Raw genomic sequence first — 19906 nt, 5'->3', positions numbered from 1 at the left:
GAGATTCTCTCGTGGGAGGTTGCTGGGATCGCGATCCCGGATCGGACCACGCAACATAAACCGGGTAGGACGCGTCCTATCTACGTTGAAAGGAAAACCAAATGGCCAAGAAGCTTGCTGGTACAATGAAACTGCAGGTTCCTGCAGGTCAGGCGAACCCGTCGCCGCCAGTTGGTCCGGCGCTGGGTCAGCGCGGCATCAACATCATGGAATTCTGCAAGGCGTTCAACGCCAAGACCGCAGACATGGAGCAAGGCGCACCTTGCCCGACCGTGATCACCTATTATCAGGACAAGTCCTTCACCATGGACATCAAGACGCCGCCTGCGTCTTATTACCTGAAAAAAGCGGCCGGCCTGAAGCCGGTTGGCAAGCGTAACCGCCCTCGTGGCGCGGAAAACCCAGGTCGCGAGACCGTGGCAACCGTGACCAGCAAGCAGGTTCGCGAAATCGCCGAAGCCAAAATGAAAGATCTCAACGCCAACGACGTCGAAGGCGCAATGCAGATCATCCTGGGCTCGGCCCGCTCTATGGGCATCGAGGTGAAGTAAGATGGCAAAACTTGGTAAACGTACCCGCGCTGCGCGCGAAGCTGTCGCTGGCAAGGAAAACCTGTCGGTCGAAGAAGCTGTTTCCCTGGTCAAAGGCAACGCCACTTCGAAATTCGACGAGACCATCGAAATCGCTCTGAACCTCGGCGTTGACACCCGTCACGCGGACCAAATGGTTCGTGGCGTTGTCGGCCTGCCGAACGGCACCGGCAAAGCGATGCGCGTTGCTGTGTTCGCACGTGGCCCCAAGGCTGACGAAGCGAAAGAAGCAGGCGCGGACATCATCGGCGCAGAGGACCTGATGGAAACCATTCAGGGCGGCACCATCGAATTCGATCGCTGCATTGCCACCCCGGACATGATGCCGATCGTTGGCCGTCTGGGTAAAGTTCTGGGCCCCCGCAACCTGATGCCGAACCCCAAGGTCGGCACTGTTACCATGGACGTGAAAGCGGCTGTTGAAGCAGCCAAGGGTGGTGAAGTTCAGTTCAAGGCGGAAAAAGGCGGCGTTGTACACGCTGGCGTTGGCAAAGCGTCGTTCGACGAAGCCAAGCTGGTCGAAAACGTCCGTGCCTTCATCTCGGCCGTGGCCAAGGCCAAGCCGTCGGGCGCCAAAGGCACCTACATGAAGAAAATCGCGCTGAGCTCGACCATGGGCCCCGGCGTGACTCTGGATGTGGCGGCTGCGGCCGGCGAATAAGCTTCAGCCAAGCGCTTAGAAAAAAGAACCCGGGTTGCATATGCGACCCGGGTTTTTCATTTTTGCGGTCCGCGTGATCAGAGGTATGTGCGTAATACGCGGGCTTCATGCGCCCCGATTGTCTTGACCGCAGTGTGCTGGAACGCATTTCCGATCTCTTCAACCGTTGGGAAAAGCGCGAGGATTTCCGCCCTTTGCGGCGATGATAGGGAATATTTGGCAGTATCGCCGTAATAGTAGCTTTCCGTCAGCGCGCCGTTTGATCGCACAATGTGGTGCCGGTCGAACATGAAATGCGTATAGGTGATGCGGTCTGTCTCACGGATCGAAACGCCGGGAAGGCCGCATAGGTGCTTGGCGGCCACGAACACTTCGGACGAGCCAAACAGCATGTCGGTTGCGGGTGACTGTATCAGGACCCTGTGCTGTTGCGAGACCACAAGCTCATGCGTGTTTCCGATGGCGCCAGCTTCGATCACGACCGGAGCGAACGCGCCGTGGCCATGAACCTCGGTCGTTCCGATCCACAGGATCGGTTGCAGCCCGCCATCCCGGGTCCAGACGCGCTGACCCTTTTTCAGGTTTTGAACTTCGACGTCACCATCTTCGGTTTCGATCAGGGTTCCCAGGCCAAAGCAGGTAATGAAATCCGTATAGAGCGACGACCCCGCGTTTGAGCCGCTAATTTTGACATAAGAGGTTCCCGGCACCAGGGGGGCCGACGTGCTATAGCCCCAAACGTCCTGCGTGACCCCGTTCTGGGAAAACACGTAGATGTCAATCGCGGGTCCGGTTGGGTTTCCGTTAATGTCCAGAGCTCGCACGGTGATTACGGACTCAGATTCAACCTGTGTGCCATTTGTGACGATGCCACCGCCATCGGTAATGACATGGCCCGTTTCCTGATCGTCGTCGAATATATCCGGGCTGCCGCTGGTGTCGTCCAGCGTGACAGTAGTGCCAAATCCACCCGAATAGGCAAAAATGGTGCCGTCAGGTGTGTCTGAGTTGTTGATAATAGATCCACCGACGACAATGTCATTGGCATCGCCCCCGGCCGGAACGAATGTGGCGATGAGACTGGCACTGTCCTGAGCGAAAAAACTGCGGAGAACCATCTGCGCGATTATTCCTCTTTTGTACTTGTTATGTTGGGCCAAAGGCGACGAAGGCCACGCGAAATTATGCTAAAAGATAAGAAATTGGTTGGGTGGATGCGTCAACCGGGTTCTTCAAAATACCGCACAAATAATTGTCAACTGGGACGGTTGCCGCAACAGTCTCATTATCCTTGAAACACAACTTTCAAGCGATTGCCCAACCGCTGTCGTTTGTCTTCCTCAAATGGGCTACAGTCGTGGTTGGGTTGCCACAGCGCCAGCCAGTCCTTCAACAACCGGCCCCGGATGCAGTAATCCAGAATTTCCATGTTGATGGGATGTCGATAACGGCGAAAGAACATAGCCTTGTTTTTTCTAAGAATACCGCTGCGATCCACATCGGGTCCGGCCCCGTCGCGAAAAATATCTGCCTTTAGAAAGTCGACGATATCGTACACGGCCAGCTTTTCTCGGGATTCAGTAAAGTCCAGGCCAATCGTTTTTCCCTGCCCGACAATCAGGTTCTGCCCGTGAAAATCACCATGCGAAAAGACGCGGATATCCTGAATGCCCTTCAGGCGAGCAGCTTCGGCCAGCATGACGTTCACCATTTTCCGACTCGTGCCCTCGATATCATAGGGCACCGTGGTTGAAAGGTCGCGAATGCTGTCTGTCATCCATTTGGGCCGAAATGCATAGCTCGCCGGGGGGTGGCGGTCATGAAGATCATTCAACCATGATCCAGCACGGCGAAAAATCTGGGCAACCTGATTTTCGTTCTTGCTGTTATAGATCAGGTCGACCGCGGTTGGCCGGTTGATGAATGCGGTGACAAAGAAGGTTTCAGATGGCGACAGGTAAATCGGGCGGATAACCTGCGATGACGGGTTGTTTTCAAAATGCTGGTGAAGATCGGTTAGCAGGCTGAACTCATCCCGCAGCCTTCCGGTGGTGGGAGAGTTGCTGTCGATTTTCAGTGCAAAGCTTTCAATTCCGGTTGTGATTTTCAAGACCAGACGCGAATCCGGAAACGCGTGCGAGCGATAGACGCATTCGACTTTCTTCACAGGCCCGACAGGATTGCGCCGTGAAAACTCGGCCACGTACTCTGAAGCGATTGTCTGTTCAGTATCGGAAAGATCCAGCATTCAAATGCGTCGTTCTATGTGGCTTTTCACTGTGCGGATCGAATGGACCTCAGGGCTGGTGTCATGTCAATGCTGTGATGGCTGGCTTTGGGTTTTGCGCGACGGATCTGGGCGGTGAAGCAAACCGGTTGGAACGGTCAATTTACCCCTTGGAAACCCCTGCCATCTGGCCTAAATAGAGCTGCGGAATAAAGCGTGCGATTCGTCGTGCGCTTTATTTTGTTTCGTCCAAGACGGTGGGTGGGTCCATTCGGCCCCTTAATTCCCTGCCTGAGACGGGTAAGACCAAAGAATTCTGAGGGTCACGATCCTCGGGCGAGTTTTGGCCAATCCCGTAACAACGGACCTGAACGCCGGGGTTAACCCTTCGGCAAATATGAGCCGGGGTGAGGTATCACCCCTAACTTGGAGAGAACTGTGGATAGAGCCCAGAAAGAGAAAGTGGTCGAGGAACTCGGCCAAATCTTCGAAAGCTCTGGCGTCGTAGTGGTTTCGCACTACGCCGGTTTGACAGTTGCCGAGATGCAGGACCTTCGCGCACGTGCTCGTGACGCGGGTGGTGCCGTGCGTGTTGCCAAGAACAGGCTCGCCAAAATCGCCCTTGAGGGTAAGCCGTGTGCAAGCATGGCCGACCTGCTGACAGGGATGACCGTTCTGACCTATTCCGAGGACCCCGTGGCAGCAGCCAAGGTGGCCGAGGACTTCGCCAAGGATAACAAGAATTTTGAGATTCTTGGTGGTGCAATGGGTGAGAACGCTCTGGACCGCAAAGGCGTCGAAACAGTTTCGAAAATGCCGTCTCGCGAGGAGCTCATTGCTTCGATCGTGGGCTGCATTGGCGCACCTGCTTCGAACATCGCCGGCGCGATTGGCGCACCTGCAAGCAACATCGCAAGCATCCTTTCCACCATCGAAGAGAAGGCGGAAGCTGCGTAAGCGGTTGGCACTGAATGATCTGCGTAGGGTTAACACCCTGACGTTGGAACACACACTGTAAACGGAAAGAGCTGATAAAATGGCTGATCTGAAAGCACTCGCAGAAAGCATCGTGGGTCTGACCCTGCTGGAAGCACAAGAACTGAAAACCATCCTCAAAGACGAATACGGCATCGAGCCCGCAGCTGGCGGCGCCGTAATGGTCGCAGCTGGTGGCGACGCCGGTGGCGCAGCTGAGGAAGAAAAAACCGAATTCGACGTCGTTCTGAAGAACGCCGGCGCTTCGAAAATCAACGTGATCAAAGAAGTTCGCGGCATCACCGGTCTGGGCCTGAAAGAAGCCAAAGAGCTGGTCGAAGCTGGCGGCAAGATCAAAGAAGCTGTGTCGAAAGACGAAGCCGAAGAGATCAAAGGCAAGCTGGAAGCAGCTGGCGCCGAGGTCGAACTGGCCTAAGCCCGTTGTCTGGCGCATCGCTGATGCGCCGCAATATTTGGCTGGGCCCGGAGAAATCCGGGTCCAGCCGAACCTGTCTTAGAAAGGGCCTCATGAACGGGGGCGTTTTCTAAGACGCGGTTTTCGGATCGGGAGGCTGCCTTCGGGACGGTGGCCACGAATTGATCCGGACGTGTCGTCTCGAATGTGCAAGGCGCCGGGGCCCGACGGTGTCTTTGCCCGCTGAGAACATCGAAAGGTGACATCTGACATGGCTCAAACGTTCCTTGGCCAGAAACGTCTTCGGAAATATTACGGCAAAATCCGCGAAGTGCTGGAGATGCCGAACCTCATTGAGGTCCAGAAATCTTCTTATGATCTTTTCCTGCGCTCCGGCGATGCAGAGCAGCCTACTGACGGCGAAGGCATCAAAGGTGTGTTCCAGTCGGTTTTCCCGATCAAGGATTTCAACGAAACCTCCGTTCTGGAGTTCGTGAAATACGATCTGGAAAAGCCCAAATACGACGTCGAAGAGTGCATGCAGCGCGACATGACCTACAGCGCGCCGCTGAAGGTCACTCTGCGTCTGATCGTGTTTGATGTCGACGAAGATACCGGCGCCAAGTCGGTAAAAGACATCAAGGAACAGGACGTGTTCATGGGCGATATGCCCCTGATGACGCCGAACGGGACCTTCATCGTGAATGGTACCGAGCGTGTGATCGTGTCCCAGATGCACCGCTCGCCCGGTGTGTTCTTTGACCACGACAAGGGCAAAACCCATTCCTCGGGCAAGCTGCTGTTTGCCTGCCGCATCATCCCGTATCGCGGCAGCTGGCTGGACTTTGAGTTCGACGCCAAGGACATCGTTTTCGCCCGTATCGACCGCCGCCGCAAACTGCCTGTGACAACCCTGCTGTATGCGCTGGGTCTGGATCAAGAAGCGATCATGGACGCGTATTACAACACCGTGTCCTACAAGCTGGACAAGAAAAAGGGCTGGATCGCGCCGTTCTTCCCCGAGCGAGTGCGCGGCACCCGCCCGACCTATGATCTAGTTGACGCCAAATCCGGTGAAGTGATTGCTGAAGCAGGTAAGAAAGTCACTCCGCGCGCGGTCAAGAAGCTGATCGAAGAAGGCGTCGTCACCAACCTGTTGGTTCCTTTTGATCACATCGTCGGCAAGTTCGTCGCCAAGGACATCATCAACGAAGAAAACGGCGCGATCTATGTCGAAGCCGGTGATGAACTGACCCTGGAATACGACAAGGACGGCGAGCTGATCGGCGGCACAGTGAAAGAGCTGATCGACGCAGGTATCACCGACATCCCGGTTCTGGACATCGATAACGTCAATGTTGGCCCCTACATGCGCAATACCATGGCGCAGGACAAGAACATGGGTCGCGAAAGCGCGCTGATGGACATCTACCGTGTCATGCGCCCGGGCGAGCCGCCCACCGTCGAAGCGGCCTCGGCCCTGTTCGACACGCTGTTCTTCGACAGCGAGCGTTATGACCTGTCCGCCGTTGGCCGCGTGAAGATGAACATGCGTCTGGCTCTGGACGCGCCGGACACCCTGCGCACCCTGCGCCGCGAAGACATTGTGGCCTGCATCAAGGCGCTGGTGGAGCTGCGCGACGGCAAAGGCGACATCGACGACATCGACCACCTCGGCAACCGCCGTGTCCGTTCGGTCGGCGAGTTGATGGAAAACCAGTACCGCGTCGGCTTGCTGCGCATGGAGCGCGCAATCAAAGAACGTATGTCGTCAGTCGAGATCGACACCGTCATGCCGCAGGACCTGATCAACGCGAAACCGGCTGCTGCTGCTGTCCGCGAATTCTTCGGCTCGTCGCAGCTGTCGCAGTTCATGGACCAGACCAACCCGCTGTCGGAAGTCACCCACAAACGCCGTCTCTCGGCGCTTGGCCCCGGTGGTCTGACGCGCGAACGTGCGGGCTTTGAGGTGCGTGACGTTCACCCGACCCACTATGGTCGGATGTGCCCGATTGAAACGCCGGAAGGTCCGAACATCGGTCTGATCAACTCGCTGGCCACCTTTGCCCGCGTGAACAAGTATGGCTTCATCGAAACACCCTACCGCGTTGTCAAAGACGCCGAGGTGACCGATGAGGTTCACTACATGTCCGCGACCGAGGAAATGCGTCACACCGTGGCGCAGGCGAACGCGACGCTGGATCAGAACGGCAAGTTCATCAACGATCTGGTGTCGACCCGTCAGGCCGGTGACTACACCCTCGCTCCGCGCGAGAATGTGGACCTGATCGACGTGTCGCCGAAACAGTTGGTTTCGGTTGCCGCATCGCTGATCCCGTTCCTTGAAAATGACGACGCCAACCGCGCTCTGATGGGCTCGAACATGCAACGTCAGGCGGTTCCGCTGCTGCGGGCCGAGGCACCGCTGGTCGGTACCGGGATCGAGGAAAAGGTTGCGATCGACTCGGGCGCTGCGATCCAGGCGAAACGCGCCGGCATCATCGACCAGGTCGATGCCCAGCGTATCGTTATCCGTGCCACCGAAGATCTGGAACTGGGCGACGCTGGCGTTGACATCTATCGTCTGCGCAAATTCCAGCGATCGAACCAGAACACCTGCATCAACCAGCGTCCGCTGGTGAAAGTGGGCGACACCGTCATGAAAGGCGAGGTTGTTGCCGATGGTCCGTCCACCGATATCGGTGAACTGGCGCTTGGTAAAAACGTGGTCGTCGCGTTCATGCCGTGGAACGGCTACAACTACGAAGACTCGATCCTGATCAGTGAACGTATCGCGCGCGATGACGTCTTTACCTCGGTCCATATCGAGGAGTTTGAAGTCGCCGCCCGTGACACCAAGCTGGGCCCGGAAGAGATCACCCGCGACATCCCGAACGTCGGTGAAGAAGCGCTGCGTAACCTCGACGAGGCGGGCATCGTTTACATCGGTGCGGATGTTGAGCCGGGCGATATTCTGGTCGGCAAGATCACTCCGAAGGGCGAAAGCCCGATGACCCCGGAAGAAAAGCTGCTGCGCGCCATCTTTGGTGAAAAAGCATCTGACGTGCGCGACACCTCGCTGCGCGTGAAGCCGGGCGATTACGGTACAGTGGTCGAAGTTCGCGTCTTCAACCGTCACGGCGTCGAGAAGGACGAGCGTGCGCTGCAGATCGAGCGTGAAGAAGTCGAGCGTCTGGCCCGTGACCGGGACGACGAGTTGGCGATCCTGGACCGCAACATCTATGCGCGTCTGCAAGGCCTGATCCTGGGTAAAACCGCTGTCAAAGGCCCGAAAGGCGTCAAGGCAGGCTCGGCAATCACCGAGGATCTGCTGGAAACCCTGACCCGTGGTCAGTGGTGGCAACTGGCGCTGGAAGACGAGAAGGACGCACAGATCGTCGAAGCGCTGAACGAGCAGTACGAAGTGCTCAAGCGTGCTCTGGACGCCCGTTTCGAAGACAAGGTCGAGAAGGTCCGCCGTGGCGACGACCTGCCGCCGGGTGTGATGAAGATGGTCAAAGTCTTTATCGCCGTGAAGCGTAAGCTGCAGCCGGGCGACAAGATGGCCGGTCGTCACGGGAACAAAGGTGTGATCTCCAAGGTTGTCCCGATGGAAGACATGCCGTTCCTGGCCGATGGTACTCCGGTTGACTTCTGTCTGAACCCGCTGGGTGTGCCGTCGCGTATGAACGTTGGTCAGATCCTTGAAACCCACATGGGTTGGGCCGCACGCGGTCTGGGTCTGAACATCGACGACGCACTGGGTGAATACCGCCGCTCCGGCGACCTGACCCCGGTGCGCGAAGCGATGAAACTGGCCTATGGCGAGAATGTCTATGAAGAAGGCATTGCCGACATGGACGAGGGTCACCTGATCGAGGCGGCGGGCAACGTGACCCGCGGTGTTCCGATCGCGACCCCGGTCTTTGACGGTGCCAAGGAAGCAGACGTCAACGACGCGCTGGTGCGTGCGGGCTTCTCGGAAAGTGGTCAATCTATCCTGTTCGACGGTCGCACCGGTGAGCAATTTGCGCGTCCGGTGACCGTGGGCATCAAGTACCTGCTGAAACTGCACCACCTGGTGGACGATAAGATCCACGCGCGTTCGACCGGGCCGTACAGCCTGGTTACCCAGCAGCCGCTGGGTGGTAAGGCGCAGTTCGGTGGTCAGCGCTTTGGTGAGATGGAAGTCTGGGCTCTGGAAGCTTACGGCGCCGCCTACACCCTGCAGGAGATGCTCACCGTGAAATCGGATGACGTCGCCGGCCGGACCAAGGTCTATGAGTCGATCGTCAAGGGCGAGGATAACTTTGAAGCGGGCGTACCGGAATCGTTCAACGTTCTGGTTAAAGAAGTCCGTGGCCTCGGCCTGAATATGGAACTCCTGGATGCGGAGGTTGAGGAGTAAGGGCCTCGGCTCTTCCTCCCGTCCCCCCTTCCGCAAAATTTGAGGTATCAAAATGAACCAGGAAATCACCAACAACCCGTTCAACCCGCTGACGCCGCCGAAGGTTTTCGACGAGATCAAGGTCTCGCTGGCCAGCCCTGAACGGATCCTGTCTTGGTCCTATGGTGAGATCAAGAAACCCGAAACCATCAACTACCGGACGTTCAAGCCCGAGCGTGACGGTCTGTTCTGCGCACGTATCTTTGGCCCGATCAAAGATTACGAATGTCTGTGCGGCAAATATAAGCGGATGAAGTATCGCGGCGTTGTCTGCGAGAAATGCGGTGTGGAAGTCACCCTGCAGAAAGTCCGCCGCGAGCGTATGGGCCACATCGAACTGGCCGCGCCCGTCGCACATATCTGGTTCCTGAAATCGCTGCCGTCCCGCATCGGTCTGATGCTGGACATGACGCTGCGCGATCTGGAACGCGTTCTGTACTTTGAAAACTATGTCGTCATCGAGCCCGGTCTGACTGACCTGACCTATGGCCAGATGCTGACCGAAGAAGAGTACATGGATGCGCAGGATGCCTATGGCATGGACGCGTTCACCGCCAACATCGGTGCTGAAGCCATTCGTGAGATGCTGGCCCAGATCGATCTGGAAGCCGAAGCCGAGCAGCTGCGCGCTGATCTGGCCGAAGCCACCGGTGAGCTGAAGCCCAAGAAGATCATCAAGCGTCTGAAGGTTGTTGAATCCTTCCTCGAGTCGGGCAACCGGCCCGAGTGGATGGTGATGACCGTGATCCCGGTCATCCCGCCGGAGCTGCGTCCGCTGGTTCCGCTGGATGGTGGCCGTTTCGCGACCTCGGATCTGAACGATCTGTATCGCCGCGTCATCAACCGGAACAACCGTCTGAAGCGTCTGATTGAGCTGCGCGCGCCTGACATCATCGTCCGCAACGAAAAGCGGATGCTGCAGGAATCCGTTGACGCTCTGTTCGACAACGGCCGTCGTGGCCGCGTGATCACCGGTGCCAACAAGCGTCCGCTGAAATCGCTGTCAGACATGCTGAAAGGTAAGCAGGGCCGCTTCCGTCAGAACCTTCTGGGTAAGCGCGTCGACTTCTCGGGCCGTTCGGTCATTGTGACCGGTCCGGAACTCAAGCTGCACCAGTGTGGTCTGCCCAAGAAGATGGCGCTGGAACTTTTCAAGCCGTTCATCTACTCGCGCCTTGAAGCCAAGGGTTTGTCTTCGACCGTGAAACAGGCGAAGAAACTGGTCGAGAAAGAGCGTCCCGAAGTGTGGGATATCCTCGACGAGGTGATCCGCGAACACCCTGTCATGCTAAACCGTGCGCCGACGCTGCACCGTCTTGGCATTCAGGCGTTCGAGCCGGTCCTGATCGAAGGTAAAGCCATCCAGCTGCACCCGCTGGTCTGTTCGGCCTTTAACGCCGACTTCGACGGTGACCAGATGGCCGTTCACGTTCCGCTGAGCCTTGAGGCCCAGCTGGAAGCCCGTGTTCTGATGATGTCGACGAATAACGTTCTGTCGCCTGCAAACGGTGCGCCGATCATCGTTCCGTCGCAGGATATGATCCTGGGTCTGTACTATGTGACCCTGGAACGCGAAGGCATGCCGGGAGAAGGCAAAGTCTTTGGTTCGATCGAAGAAGTCCAGCACGCGCTGGACGCGGGTGAGGTGCATCTGCACTCGAAAATCACCGCGCGGATCACGCAGATCGACGACGAAGGCAACGAAGTTCAGAAGCGTTACGAGACCACTCCGGGCCGTCTGCGTCTGGGTGCCTTGCTGCCGATGAACAACAAAGCGCCGTTCGAACTGGTAAACCGCCTGCTGCGGAAGAAAGAAGTGCAGCAGGTCATCGACACCGTCTATCGCTACTGCGGTCAGAAAGAGTCGGTTATCTTCTGTGACCAGATCATGTCGATGGGCTTCAAAGAAGCGTTCAAGGCGGGCATCTCGTTCGGCAAGGACGACATGGTTATTCCGGATGACAAATGGGGCATCGTTGATGACACCCGCGGTCAGGTGAAGGACTTTGAACAGCAGTACATGGATGGCCTGATCACTCAGGGCGAAAAGTACAACAAGGTTGTCGATGCCTGGTCGAAGTGTAACGACCGCGTGACCGAAGCGATGATGAGCACGATCTCATCCTCGGATCGGGCAGAGGACGGATCCGAGCAGGAACCGAACTCAGTCTATATGATGGCCCACTCCGGTGCGCGTGGCTCGGTCACTCAGATGAAACAGCTGGGCGGTATGCGCGGCCTGATGGCCAAACCGAACGGTGACATCATCGAGACGCCGATCATCTCGAACTTCAAGGAAGGCCTGACCGTTCTTGAATACTTCAACTCGACCCACGGCGCCCGTAAGGGTCTGTCGGATACCGCTCTGAAGACGGCGAACTCAGGTTATCTGACCCGTCGTCTGGTAGACGTGGCGCAGGATTGCATCGTTCGTGAGATCGACTGTGGCACTGAGCGCGCGATCACCGCCGAAGCTGCGGTGAACGACGGTGAGGTTGTTGCCTCGCTGGCCGAACGTGTGCTGGGCCGAGTCTCTGCCGATGACGTTCTGCGTCCGGGTACGGATGAGGTGATCGTGGCCGCTGGTCAGTTGATCGACGAACGTATGGCCGACACCATTGACGAAGCCGGTGTTGCGTCCATGCGCATCCGCTCGCCTCTGACCTGTGAGTCTGAGGAAGGCGTCTGTGCGACCTGCTACGGTCGTGACCTTGCGCGCGGTACCATGGTGAACACAGGTGAGGCTGTCGGCATCATCGCCGCCCAGTCCATCGGTGAGCCCGGTACACAGCTGACGATGCGGACCTTCCACATTGGTGGTGTTGCGCAAGGTGGTCAGCAGTCGTTCCAAGAAGCCAGCCAGGACGGTGTCGTTTCCTTCGAGAACCCGCAGATTCTGGTCAATGCCGCAGGCGAAAGTCTGGTCATGGGCCGGAACATGAAGCTGGTGATCAAGGACGAACACGGCGAAGAGCGTGCCAGCCACAAGCTGGGCTATGGTTCCAAGCTGTTCGTCAAGGATGGCACCAAAGTGGCCCGTGGCGACAAGCTGTTCGAGTGGGATCCCTACACCCTGCCGATCATCGCCGAGAAAGCCGGTACTGCGAAATACGTTGACCTCGTTTCGGGCATCGCTGTCCGCGATGAGACCGACGACGCAACCGGCATGACTCAGAAGATCGTGATCGACTGGCGTGCGGCCCCCAAAGGCAGCGATCTGAAGCCCGAGATCATTCTGGTCGGTGAAGATGGCGAACCGGTCCGCAACGATGCGGGCAACCCGGTTCACTATCCGATGTCGGTGGATGCGATCCTGTCGGTCGAAGATGGCCAGCAGATCGAAGCCGGTGACGTTGTCGCGCGTATCCCGCGCGAAGGTGCCAAGACCAAGGACATCACCGGTGGTCTGCCGCGTGTGGCCGAACTGTTCGAAGCCCGACGTCCGAAAGATCACGCGATCATCGCAGAAGCCGATGGTTACGTGCGCTTTGGCCGCGACTACAAGAACAAGCGCCGCATCAGCATCGAACCGGCGGATGAGTCGATGGAAACGATCGAGTATATGGTTCCCAAGGGCAAACATATCCCGGTCGCGGAAGGTGACTTTATCCAAAAGGGTGAATACCTGATGGATGGTAACCCGGCCCCGCATGACATCCTGTCCATCATGGGTGTCGAAGCGCTGGCGGATTACATGATCGACGAGGTGCAGGACGTCTATCGTCTGCAGGGCGTGAAGATCAACGACAAGCACATCGAGGTCATCGTGCGCCAGATGCTGCAGAAGTGGGAGATCCTGGATTCAGGCGACACCACCCTGTTGAAAGGCGAACATGTCGACAAGCAGGAGTTTGACGCAGCCAACGAGAAGACCCTCTCGCGCGGTGGCCGTCCGGCTCAGGGCGAACCGATCCTCTTGGGGATCACCAAAGCCTCGCTGCAGACGCGTTCGTTCATCTCGGCGGCGTCGTTCCAGGAAACCACCCGCGTGCTGACCGAAGCGTCAGTACAAGGCAAAAAGGACAAGCTGGTTGGCCTGAAAGAGAACGTCATCGTCGGTCGCCTGATCCCTGCCGGTACAGGTGGTGCAACCCAGGCTGTGCGTCAGGTTGCCCAGTCGCGCGACAACGTCGTGATCGAAGCCCGCCGGGAAGAGGCCGAAGCGGCCGCTGCCTTGGCTGCCCCGATTGTCGAAGACGACATGGTTGGAGACGAGCTGGACGTTCTGGTGGAAACCCCGGAAAGCCGCGAGTAAGCGACTACGATAATCCAAAGATCAGGCCCCGCGATTTCGCGGGGCCTTTTTCTTTGGGTGGCCGCCTGTGCCCTTTGCCTGGATTGAAGCGCTGACAATGGCAAGGGATGGGTCGCAGACTGTGCGGCTCGGTTCGGCGCAAATTAATATGAGCAGTTTTATTCTAGAAAAACCCTTTTCATGGTATGGTTTTTTACGTCTCGCGCACAAATCCACCGGAGATTTGAATTATGAGAGCTGTATTGAAATTGTCTCGTGCATTATCGGTTTTGGGGATTGGCCTGCTGGCGGCATGCAGTGACTACGCCTATGTCGGGATGCCGCAGGGGCAGCCGTCTCGGGAAGTAAAAATTCCCGATGGTACCACACGGCTTATTCCAGTTTCCGCTTCGATAGTGGGTCTTGCCTATGACCAGCCGCGGCGGCGGATTTTCCTGCGCAATCTCCCCGGTACACAGTTGCAGGAACTTGATCGAAATGGCCGCGTTCTACGCACCTTTTCGGCGCAGCGCGTACCGGCCGGTTGCGGAGGGGTTACTCCTGACGACTTCCCGATCAAGGAATGCGGGCTCGCTATTCGGGGTGCAGACGGCCATCTTTTCCTGGATCATCCAAACGGTCTGATGATTTCAGAATTGACGCGCGACGGGCAGTTCGTACGCCATATCAGGCTTGCGCAACCGCAAGGACCGATAGGAGGGCTGGCCTTCGACAAAAATACCGGCACCCTTTACGTGTTGTTTATTCGGAATCGTCTGATTGCCGAGATTGATCTGAACGGCACCACCAAAAGGGTCATTCGCCCAACCAACCCCTCGGTTGGTGCGGCATTGCAGATTGAGCGCTTTGGCCTCGGGATCAACGCTGAACGCCGTGAGCTTTACGTTGCACTTCAAAACGGCAACCGGCTTGGGGTTTTAAACATGTCCGGAGGGCTGATCGCGACGCATAACCTAAGTGCTGGGGTGACCGTCGAAGGTATCGGCGGTGGGCGCGTCTTTGGATTTTGATGGCGATTAGATTGTGTCCGGCAAATTGAGACGTAATTTTCCTGTTCGCCTACTAAGTTGCGTTGACAATAAGTCGATCGATTGAGCCAATGCAGCAATCGACTTTCGACCGGATTCTTTAGCCATGTCTCCAAACGTGCAAGGCGCGCTGCTGATGATGGGCAGCATGGCCGCCTTTACCATCAATGATGCTCTGATCAAGGCGGCAGGCGCCGAAATGCCGTTGTTTCAGATGGTAGCAATGCGCGGATTTTTGGCGACGGTTTTGGTGTTTCTGCTGGCGCGTCATCTGGGGGCGTTGCATCTGAATTTCCCGCGTCACGACAAATGGCTGGTGGTGATCCGGTGTCTGGCCGAGCTGTCGGCCACGTTCTTTTTTCTAACCGCGTTGCTGCATATGCCGCTAGCCAACGTGACCGCAGTGCTGCAGGCCCTGCCGCTGACGGTCACGCTGGGCGCAGTACTGTTTTTCCGCGAACAGATCGGGTGGCGACGAGTTCTGGCGATTGTGTTGGGCTTTGCCGGGATGCTGTTGATTGTGCGGCCCGGCCCCGATGGGTTCAGCATATACGCGATCTATGCCTTGATTGCGGTGGCATCGGTCACGGCACGGGATTTGATTACGCGGCGGATGTCGGTGCATGTGCCTTCGCTGGCGGTTACCTTGGCGACGTCCCTGACGATTACCGCGTCAGCGGGGATTGCCACGGTTGCGACGGGGTGGGAACCGGTGCCGGTCGGGGCTGGTTTGATGGTGGCATCGGCAGCGGTGTTCGTACTTGGGGGTTATCTGTTCAGCGTCATGGTTATGCGCGTAGGCGAGGTCGGGTTCGTCGCGCCCTTCCGATACTCCAGCCTGATCTGGGCGCTGGGGCTGGGGTGGCTGATTTTCGGGGAATGGCCGGACACGATTACTATGTTGGGGGCAACGCTGGTCGTTGGGGCAGGGCTGTTCACATTATTCCGCGAACGTCAGACGCAGCCCGCCGAGTGAACTTGACGCACAAAGTTCTGATCTATCGCAAAGCGGGCGATGAATTCACCTTCTTGTTCGGGTGTCAGAGGCAACAGCTCAGTCTTAGTGTCACGCGAATTGCGTGAATCGTTAAACTGGTTGAGCGTGCGAACCCACATCGGCGCGTCAGGATAACTGATGACCGGCATGAAATTCCCGATCCGGTGATGGGCGAAATTCATAATTGTCTGCTCGCAATTTCCACGCACATGCATCGCAAAGCCTATCCCCAACAGGGGGCGCATAACCTGGGCAGCCTGAATGCCATCTGTCCCGAATTCGGCCAGAAAGCCCTTGTTATAGTCGATGGCGACCGTTCGGTTGTTCTCCATCAGACCATTGCTCTCGTCGACGGCATGGCGCAGACGTTCGACAAAATCCACTGACACGGCATCATCGTCGTCATGGCGGAATTGAACGCAAGGGTCGCTGGGGTCGTTGCGGGCGGCATTCAGAATCTCTTTCATCACCTTGCGATGTCGACCCGGAGCGCGGGCGATGATCTGAACCTGGGGCATGCCGACGGTTAGATCACGCAATCGATCCAGAGCGGGTTTGGGAAGGCAATCACCGATCACGATGAGAAACTGAAAATCCTCGTTGGTCTGTTCTCGAATGCAGGGCAGTGTAGTGGTTTCGAACAGGCGAAAGCGTTCTTCTAGGCGGGCGGGGTTGTAAAGGTACCGCCGACGTTCTTCGATCGTTTCATGTTCGACCTGAAAGCCGCCATAGGCAGGATAGGAAAAGCGGCACAGGCCGATGATTTGCATATTTGATCCGTGGGGCAGCGTGTTGCACAGACTATGCCTGCCCGAAAAGGGTGTCGCAACGGCTGCGGTGCTGGAAATCCCGGAAGGGGCCTGATATTCCCGCATAAACAGACCAGTGAGACACCCATACGGGTGCACTGTTGACACTTGCTCCGACTCCCCCTATTACGCGCGCTATCTCGGTACCGGGGGCCGCCCCATAACCGATTTCAGTAATGGACTGGTCAAGGCCTGAACAATTTTGCAGTTCGCGCCCTCTGATAACCAACCGCGACGTTCACCTCGGAATGGGAACGCTCGCGGGTTTTGCGCTTGTGGACGCATAAGTGCAGCAAGTTTAACCGCACGCAACGCGCGTGCATGTCATGTGTGTTGCAAAACGGGGAAGAAACCGGAATGCCAACTATTCAACAGCTGATCCGCAAACCGCGGCAGCCCAAAGTAAAACGCTCGAAGTCCATGCACCTGGAGCAGTGCCCGCAGAAACGCGGCGTCTGCACCCGCGTGTACACCACCACACCTAAAAAGCCGAACTCGGCTATGCGTAAGGTTGCCAAGGTGCGCCTGACCAACGGGTTCGAGGTCATCTCGTACATCCCCGGTGAAAGCCACAACCTGCAGGAACACTCGGTTGTTCTGATCCGTGGCGGCCGTGTAAAAGACCTTCCCGGTGTGCGTTACCACATCCTGCGCGGTGTTCTGGATACTCAGGGCGTCAAAGACCGTAAGCAGCGTCGTTCGAAATACGGCGCGAAGCGTCCCAAGTAAGAAGGAGAGGCTGATATGTCACGTCGTCACGCCGCCGAAAAACGCGAAGTCCTGCCTGACGCCAAATTTGGCGACAAGGTACTGACCAAATTCATGAACAACCTGATGATCGACGGCAAGAAGTCGGTCGCAGAGCGCATCGTCTACAACGCGTTTGATCGCGTTGAAGGCAAGATCAAGCGCGCACCGGTCGAAGTGTTCCACGAAGCGCTCGACAACATCAAACCGTCGGTCGAGGTTCGCTCGCGCCGGGTTGGTGGTGCAACCTACCAGGTTCCGGTCGAAGTACGCCCCGAGCGCCGCGAAGCCCTGGCCATCCGTTGGCTGATCTCGGCTGCACGCGCCCGCAACGAAAACACCATGGAAGAACGCCTTGCCGGTGAACTGCTGGACGCTGTACAGTCCCGCGGTACTGCCGTGAAAAAGCGTGAAGACACCCACAAGATGGCCGAGGCGAACAAAGCCTTCAGTCATTATCGTTGGTAATCCAAGAGGCTTAGACCAATGGCACGCGAATATCCGCTCGAACTGTACCGTAACTTCGGTATCATGGCGCACATCGACGCAGGTAAGACCACCTGCTCGGAGCGTATCCTGTATTACACTGGTAAATCCCACAACATCGGTGAGGTGCACGATGGTGCAGCCACCATGGACTGGATGGAGCAGGAGCAGGAACGCGGCATCACCATCACTTCGGCTGCGACCACCACTTTCTGGGAACGCACCGAGGACGGTCAGACCGCAGAAACGCCTAAGCACCGCCTGAACATCATCGACACTCCCGGCCACGTTGACTTCACCATCGAAGTTGAACGTTCGCTGGCAGTTCTCGACGGTGCCGTCTGCGTTCTGGACGCAAACGCCGGTGTTGAACCCCAGACCGAAACCGTGTGGCGTCAGGCTGACCGCTACAAGGTTCCGCGTATGGTTTTCGTCAACAAGATGGACAAGATCGGCGCTGACTTCTTCAACTGCGTCAACATGATCGAAGACCGCACCGGCGCACGTGCTGTTCCGGTTGGTATTCCGATCGGCGCCGAGTCCGAGCTGGAAGGCCTGATCGACCTGGTCACCATGGAAGAGTGGCTGTGGCAGGGCGAAGATCTGGGCGCAAGCTGGATCAAAGCTCCGATCCGCGACAGCCTGAAAGACATGGCTGACGAATGGCGCGGCAAGATGATCGAAGCGGCCGTCGAAATGGACGACGACGCGATGATGGAATACCTGGAAGGCAATGAGCCCGACGTTCCGACCCTGCGCGCCCTGCTGCGCAAAGGTACTCTGGAAATCGCGTTCGTTCCGGTTCTGGGTGGTTCGGCGTTCAAGAACAAAGGCGTTCAGCCGCTGCTCAACGCTGTGATCGACTATCTGCCTAGCCCGCTGGACGTTGTTGATTACATGGGCTTCAAGCCCGGCGACGAGGAAGAAGTTCGTGACATCGCCCGTCGTGCAGACGACGACATGGCCTTCTCGGGCCTGGCATTCAAAATCATGAACGACCCCTTCGTTGGCTCGCTGACCTTCACTCGGATCTACTCGGGCACCATGAACAAAGGTGACTCGATCCTGAACTCGACCAAAGGTAAGAAAGAGCGCATCGGTCGTATGATGATGATGCACTCGAACAACCGGGAAGAGATCGAAGAAGCGTTTGCAGGCGACATCATCGCGCTGGCGGGTCTGAAAGACACCACCACCGGTGACACCCTGTGTGACGCGAAGGATCCGGTGGTTCTGGAAACCATGACCTTCCCCGATCCGGTGATTGAGATCGCGGTTGAGCCCAAAACCAAGGGCGACCAAGAGAAGATGTCCCAGGGTCTGGCCCGTCTGGCCGCCGAAGACCCGTCCTTCCGTGTGGAAACCGACCTGGAATCGGGTCAGACCATCATGAAGGGCATGGGCGAACTTCACCTGGACATCCTGGTGGACCGTCTGAAGCGCGAATTCAAGGTCGAGGCGAACATCGGTGCACCGCAGGTGGCATACCGTGAGACCATCTCGATGCCGGTCGAACACACTTACACCCACAAGAAACAATCGGGTGGTTCGGGTCAGTTCGCCGAAGTCAAGCTGGAGATCCAGCCGACCGAGCCGGGCGAAGGCTATTCGTTCGAAAGCCGCATCGTTGGTGGTGCCGTTCCGAAGGAATACATCCCGGGTGTTGAAAAAGGCATCAATTCGGTCATGGATAGCGGCCCGCTGGCTGGCTTCCCCGTGATCGACTTCAAGGTTGCCCTGCTGGACGGTAAGTTCCACGACGTTGACTCGAGCGTTCTGGCGTTCGAAATCGCATCGCGGATGTGTATGCGTGAAGGCATGCGCAAAGCTGGCGCAAAACTGCTGGAACCGATCATGAAGGTCGAAGTGATCACCCCAGAAGAGTACACCGGCGGTATCATCGGCGACCTGACCTCGCGTCGGGGCCAGGTGTCTGGACAAGAGCCGCGCGGCAACGCGATCGCAATCGATGCGTTTGTTCCGCTGGCCAACATGTTCGGCTACATCAACACTCTGCGTTCGATGTCGTCGGGTCGTGCCCAGTTCACCATGCAGTTCGACCACTACGATCCGGTTCCGCAGAACATCTCGGACGAGATTCAGGCGAAATACGCATAAGCAAAGATTTGAGGGAGCGCGGCTAACGCGCTCCCTTCATTACCGAAAAAGGAGGCCATCATGGCAAAGGAAAAGTTTGAGCGTACAAAACCGCACGTCAACATCGGCACGATTGGGCACGTTGACCACGGTAAAACCACGCTGACCGCAG

Annotated in this window: 15 protein-coding genes; 12 read left to right on the top strand and 3 right to left on the bottom strand. The window is 57.3% G+C overall.

Annotated features, from left to right (window positions below; translation table 11 throughout):
* Positions 1 to 101: 101 nt before the first annotated feature.
* Entirely contained in the window at positions 102 to 551 is a 450-nt protein-coding gene (rplK, locus tag ACR0AL_RS15980; protein WP_037314971.1) for a 50S ribosomal protein L11, read from the top strand.
* Position 552: 1 nt separating this feature from the next.
* Entirely contained in the window at positions 553 to 1251 is a 699-nt protein-coding gene (gene rplA, locus ACR0AL_RS15975) for a 50S ribosomal protein L1 (protein WP_170350965.1), read from the top strand.
* Between the two features lie 77 nt (positions 1252 to 1328).
* Here the strand turns inward: rplA and ACR0AL_RS15970 are convergent, their stop codons facing one another.
* Both ACR0AL_RS15970 and ACR0AL_RS15965 read right to left on the bottom strand, forming a co-directional pair.
* Positions 1329 to 2369 (bottom strand): Hint domain-containing protein, encoded by a 1041-nt coding sequence (locus ACR0AL_RS15970; RefSeq protein WP_480663817.1) that lies wholly within the window; start codon positions 2367 to 2369, stop codon positions 1329 to 1331.
* Positions 2370 to 2536: 167 nt separating this feature from the next.
* Positions 2537 to 3499, bottom strand: a complete 963-nt coding sequence (locus ACR0AL_RS15965) for a phosphotransferase (protein WP_480663815.1) — start codon at positions 3497 to 3499, stop codon at positions 2537 to 2539.
* 417 nt (positions 3500 to 3916) lie between these two features.
* On the opposite strand from ACR0AL_RS15965, the gene rplJ reads away from it, so the two are divergent.
* The 6 genes from rplJ to ACR0AL_RS15935 all read left to right on the top strand — a co-directional run bounded on the left by rplJ (position 3917) and on the right by ACR0AL_RS15935 (position 15574).
* Positions 3917 to 4435 carry a 50S ribosomal protein L10 gene (rplJ, locus tag ACR0AL_RS15960; RefSeq protein WP_058283024.1) on the top strand — a complete coding sequence of 173 codons (519 nt, stop codon included), beginning with the start codon at positions 3917 to 3919 and terminating at the stop codon, positions 4433 to 4435.
* A gap of 79 nt (positions 4436 to 4514) precedes the next feature.
* The gene (gene rplL / locus ACR0AL_RS15955) at positions 4515 to 4889 is read left to right on the top strand and encodes a 50S ribosomal protein L7/L12 (protein ID WP_170350962.1); all 375 of its coding nucleotides are present in this window, start codon (positions 4515 to 4517) and stop codon (positions 4887 to 4889) included.
* A gap of 250 nt (positions 4890 to 5139) precedes the next feature.
* The gene (gene rpoB / locus ACR0AL_RS15950; protein ID WP_480663813.1) at positions 5140 to 9276 is read left to right on the top strand and encodes a DNA-directed RNA polymerase subunit beta; all 4137 of its coding nucleotides are present in this window, start codon (positions 5140 to 5142) and stop codon (positions 9274 to 9276) included.
* Positions 9277 to 9328: 52 nt separating this feature from the next.
* Positions 9329 to 13570: a DNA-directed RNA polymerase subunit beta' gene (rpoC, locus tag ACR0AL_RS15945; protein WP_170350960.1), complete on the top strand. Its 4242-nt coding sequence runs from the start codon at positions 9329 to 9331 to the stop codon at positions 13568 to 13570.
* Between the two features lie 230 nt (positions 13571 to 13800).
* Entirely contained in the window at positions 13801 to 14580 is a 780-nt protein-coding gene (locus ACR0AL_RS15940) for a hypothetical protein (RefSeq protein WP_170350959.1), read from the top strand.
* Positions 14581 to 14704: 124 nt separating this feature from the next.
* On the top strand, positions 14705 to 15574 hold the full coding sequence (locus ACR0AL_RS15935) for a DMT family transporter (RefSeq protein WP_170350958.1): 870 nt from the start codon (positions 14705 to 14707) through the stop codon (positions 15572 to 15574).
* On the opposite strand, the gene ACR0AL_RS15930 is transcribed toward ACR0AL_RS15935, so the two are convergent.
* Positions 15553 to 16365, bottom strand: a complete 813-nt coding sequence (locus ACR0AL_RS15930; RefSeq protein WP_480663811.1) for a putative rhamnosyl transferase — start codon at positions 16363 to 16365, stop codon at positions 15553 to 15555. The two genes, ACR0AL_RS15935 and ACR0AL_RS15930, sit on opposite strands and share 22 nt — an antisense overlap.
* A 396-nt stretch (positions 16366 to 16761) precedes the next feature.
* Between ACR0AL_RS15930 and rpsL the strand changes: the two genes are divergently transcribed.
* The 4 genes from rpsL to ACR0AL_RS15910 all read left to right on the top strand — a co-directional run.
* A complete protein-coding gene (gene rpsL, locus ACR0AL_RS15925) occupies positions 16762 to 17133 on the top strand; it encodes a 30S ribosomal protein S12 (protein WP_005621086.1) in 372 nt (123 codons plus the stop codon).
* A gap of 15 nt (positions 17134 to 17148) precedes the next feature.
* Positions 17149 to 17619: a 30S ribosomal protein S7 gene (gene rpsG / locus ACR0AL_RS15920; RefSeq protein ID WP_058283017.1), complete on the top strand. Its 471-nt coding sequence runs from the start codon at positions 17149 to 17151 to the stop codon at positions 17617 to 17619.
* An 18-nt stretch (positions 17620 to 17637) separates the two neighbouring features.
* Entirely contained in the window at positions 17638 to 19755 is a 2118-nt protein-coding gene (gene fusA, locus ACR0AL_RS15915) for an elongation factor G (RefSeq protein ID WP_170350956.1), read from the top strand.
* Between the two features lie 60 nt (positions 19756 to 19815).
* Positions 19816 to 19906: GTP-binding protein (locus ACR0AL_RS15910; protein ID WP_215675807.1), on the top strand; the 91-nt coding region annotated here is incomplete at its 3' end.

Source organism: Ruegeria sp. BB1 (assembly GCF_056539465.1).
This window is presented reverse-complemented; position numbering and strand designations above follow the sequence as displayed.